Genomic DNA, 3,957 nt, shown 5'->3' on the forward strand with positions numbered 1-3,957 from the left:
CTCCTCTGCTAGGCGCTTTTTATAGGCGTATCTAAAATAAGATGACAAAGCTGGCGGCCATATTAGCGCTAAACCTATCGCTAACACCACGCTAGCCCAGCGCAAGAGTACCGAAAATATTTCTGCATAGTTTGCCGTATTGATATTAAACCATGCCACTGGCATGAAGTTTTGGATTGCGATTAAATATATGAGAGCACTTGTTAGCATGGCGGGTAGAGAATAATTCAAGACATTTAATTTTTGGTAGTTTATATCCGCGGTAAGATATCCTACCACACACGCAATAAAAATAAATGAGTATAAAGTAGCGCGCAATATTGCTAGGCGTTGTAACCCGAGAGCTTGATTGTTGGCGTTATCATCGTTTATGTTTTGATTATTTTTGTTTGAGTACCCTGCAGCAAAAGCAAAATGTGCGCCTATCGCCACAAAGCAAACACATTGCGTAAAATCGTAAAGTAGACAAATAGAAAACCATTCCAATATATCTAAATCATGGTAGTCTTGAAGCTTCTCACTTACCAGATAAAGCCCTGATATTCTTATTACACAAAACGTCGCCGCGAGTAAAATCGGGTGCAGCGCGAGCTTGCCGCTCCTTAAATCAGAGAGTAAATTTTTAAAATATCTCATGCTTTCCCCTTAAAATTCCGCGGAATTTTAAAATCCCGAAAGAACTCCGCGTATAGTTTGCGAGAAGAATTTTGTAATTCCCCAGTGCGGAATTCTACTACTAAATTTAGAATTTTGCAGCGAGGAATTTTAAAATCAAAGTATGTAACGCAAGCCGTTAAATAAAAATGCTCGGACGCAGTCCGTACCTCTGGCATCGTCGGGGGATGGGTGGGGTTTGTGGGCGAGCATAGCAATGCGGTGCTGCGGAGGCGGCGTCCTGCGAGAAGTGTGACCTCGCATTGGGCCCCCCTTCCCGCCCCAAGAAAAATAGAAATCACGGCATAAATTTCACGGGCTATGAATTTGGTGATAAATTTTATTTTGTAAGTTTCTATCAAATTTCATGGATATAGCTTAGCGTCTGGGTGCATTATGCGCGATATTCGTAAGGGGGCAGCGCTCGGAGTTAGTGGGGCGCCCCCTTACCAACCCCCACCTGCGCGACGCTAGCGGTGCGGACTGCGTCCGCGTTAAATTTAAATTACGGCTTTCGCCACATAAATTTAAGTTAAATTTCTACGCTTTTTTCAACGTCGTATTCTAAAGCTCCGATAAAATTTTAAAACAGAATTTTAAGAAAATTTAACGGCAAAATTTTACTCGCTTCTCATGTTTTTAGACGCGGTTTCTAGCTGAAATTTTAAAGCCACTTTGCTCGTTCATTGCTAGGATCCGTTTCGTTGCCGATCGCTTCGTAGCGCGAGTAGTAAAACTCTACAAACTCTCGCACCTGCGCCTCGCGCGGCAGATACACGCCGCCGCTAAGCTCCGCAAAGCGCGACAAAAATTCCGCCGCGTCCTTTTTGTCGCAATAAAGCCGCGCCAGCTCCTCATAGTTTTGCAAGCACGCGGCTTTGAAGCTCTCATAGCCTGCGCGGTCAAATTTAACCGCCAACCGCCTGCGTTCAAATTTCAAAACGCCCGATGCGAAAAGCAAGCTCAGATGTATCAGAGCCTCGCAGTAGTAGGGCTTGAGCTCCTCCACCCGCTGCCACGCGATGAGCCCCACGGCGCGGCGGATCAGCTCATCTAGCACCGGCAAGCAAAACTCCGCCTCTTCGTGGAAAAAGAAGCTCACGAGCCCGCCCGTGGTCGCCTTGTACTCCTCGATGAGCTTAAAAAGCCCCGAGCGGTTCATGCGCGCCTCGGTGTCCGCATCGATGAAAAATATATGCCCGAACTCGTGCCCGATCGTCGATATTTCATAGACGCGGCGCCAAATTTGCGGCTTTTTAAATAAAATTTCGCGTCCGAAATTTAGATAATCGAGGTCGAAAATTTCGCTGCTTAGCCGCATAAAAGGTCTAGCTTTGGCGCTTTCATAGACGAAATTTACGAAAGCGAAAATTTTCTTGCCGCAGTTGGTGCTTACGAACTCGTCGTTGGGTACGACCTGCGCCGAAAAGAGGCCGTTAAGATCGGCGCCGTAGTAGATCAGCGGCGCGCAGACGTAAAGCTGGGTTTTGGCGATGTTTGAGAGCACGAGCGAGTGCATGACGGCGTTATCGGCGCCGATTTTTTCATACGCACGCTCAAAACTCTCGCTTACGCGCGCTTTAAATTCCTCCGCGCTAAACTCATACGCGCCCGCAAGCCTGACGTCCCATTCCAGCGCGACTGCGTGCGTGTAGGCATCCTCGTAGTATTCGAGCGGATGCCCGATCTGAAGCGGCGTTTTTATATCCATCCACGCGATCTCCGCATCCCGCCACGCGCCGATCACCGCGCTAGCGTCCTTTTCGCAAAAGGCCTGTTTGAGCTTGCTTAGATACGCGATGTAGGCCAGCTCGCTCTCATCTTCGGCAAGCGTCACGAGGCGCTCTAAAAGATCGCTAAATTCACTCTGCAGCTTTGCCGTCTCATCCGCAAATGCCACGGCGTAGGGCAGCATTTGGGATTTGCCATCGCGCTGCACTATCGCGCCGTAGCAGCGCTCGCAGATCTCGCCGTGAGGCGTGCGCATAAACAGCTCCTCTTGCAGTAAAAATTCCTTCGCCTGCGCAAGCGAGCTAAATTCCCTCTGCAAGCGCTTGTTCGTGCCTTCGATGATTAGGGCTTGCCAGCTTTTTTGCATATCGCTTAGTACGAGCCCGATGCGGTGCACGCCCTTTAAAAGCTCTAGATAAAACGGCTGCAAAATCCCCTGCGCGCCCGCCTCGGCGATGAGCGCTTCGTGCATGCTCTCGTGTATTTCGCGCGTGAAATCATACATTTTGCTCTTTAGCTCGCGCTGTCGTGCCTCATCGTAGCCCAAGCGGCGAAATTCCTGCAGCAGCGGATCTTCTTTGAGATCCACGATGCGGCGCAGCACGGCGATGCGCGCAGTATCGCTCGGCTCAAAGCCGCAAATTTTCAGCCCGCGCGCGATCAGCTCGGCGTGCGGCTCGTCGTAGAGGGCGTTTAGTCGTGCCTTAGCGCTTGCCGCCATCTCGCTAAGTTTTGCAAAATCGTTCATCGCGTATCCTTTTTGCCGTTTTATCGTCTTTTTACGAGCGGAATGTGCCTGCTTCGCGAGCAAAATTTTATCCTCACGCCCGCTTAAAATTTTAAAATTTCGGCATAGATTTTTGCCGATTGTATCGAAAAAGTGTTAAATTTGCGCGGTTAAAATGCAAGATTTTTAAATTTAAGGAGTAAAAATGAGCGATTTAGACTTAGACGATTTCGGCGAGCCGCGCATCAAGGTCGTAGCGCTGCCTAAGGATACGAATAGCTCGGGCAATATTTTCGGCGGCTGGATACTAGCGCAGATCGATTTAGCGGGCGCGACGGCGGCGCGCGAGATAGCGCCCGAGCGGGTCGTGACGATCTCGATGCAGGAGGTAACTTTCAAGCAGCCCGTATTTATCGGCGATGTCATCAGCTGCTACGCAAAAGTATTAAGCGTAGGAAATACCTCTATCCGCGTGCAGATCGAGGTCGCAGCGCTACGACTGGGCGAGGATGGATTTCGCGAGTGTCTGCACGTAACCAGCGCGATCGCAACCTACGTAAGCGTGACCAAATTAGGCCAAAAAAAGCCGATCAGCGCAGAGATCAAGCGGCTGCACGGATTTTAAAATTTCTCAGACTTTAGTTTTAGCTCAAGGAATTTTAGCGTCAAGCTTATAACGCGAAAATTCTTATGTGGGATAGGCTTAGTGCACAGAATTTGCTGCGTAAAATTTTATAATTTTAAGCGCGGAATTTTGCTGTACAGTATTTTGGTAGAAAACCTCGCAGACAGAATTTTAGAATTTTAGAATTTTAGAATTTTAGAATTTTAGAATTTTAGAATTT

Annotated in this window: 3 protein-coding genes; 1 reads left to right on the forward strand and 2 read right to left on the reverse strand. The window is 48.4% G+C overall.

Going from position 1 to position 3,957, the window contains the following annotated elements; all coding sequences use genetic code 11:
• Together Q0257_RS08450 and ciaB are read right to left on the reverse strand one after the other, a co-directional pair.
• Positions 1–636 (reverse strand): hypothetical protein (locus tag Q0257_RS08450; RefSeq protein WP_298023997.1); only part of this gene is annotated, 636 nt, incomplete at its 3' end.
• A 682-nt stretch (positions 637–1,318) separates the two neighbouring features.
• A complete protein-coding gene (ciaB, locus tag Q0257_RS08455; RefSeq protein WP_298023999.1) occupies positions 1,319–3,133 on the reverse strand; it encodes an invasion protein CiaB in 1,815 nt (604 codons plus the stop codon).
• A gap of 184 nt (positions 3,134–3,317) precedes the next feature.
• Here ciaB and Q0257_RS08460 point away from each other — a divergent pair, with 184 nt between their 5' ends.
• Positions 3,318–3,737 (forward strand): acyl-CoA thioesterase, encoded by a 420-nt coding sequence (locus tag Q0257_RS08460; RefSeq protein WP_177386999.1) that lies wholly within the window; start codon positions 3,318–3,320, stop codon positions 3,735–3,737.
• Positions 3,738–3,957 lie beyond the last annotated feature (220 nt).

Origin of the sequence: uncultured Campylobacter sp. (genome assembly GCF_938018035.1) — a bacterium.
In the GTDB taxonomy this organism is placed as follows: Bacteria; Campylobacterota; Campylobacteria; order Campylobacterales; family Campylobacteraceae; genus Campylobacter_B.

Excerpts from the sequence above, each read along its gene's own strand:
- ciaB (WP_298023999.1), bottom strand. The coding sequence starts at position 3,133 with ATGAACGATTTTGCAAAACTTAGCGAGATGGCGGCAAGCGCTAAGGCA.
- Q0257_RS08460 (WP_177386999.1), top strand. The coding sequence starts at position 3,318 with ATGAGCGATTTAGACTTAGACGATTTCGGCGAGCCGCGCATCAAGGTC.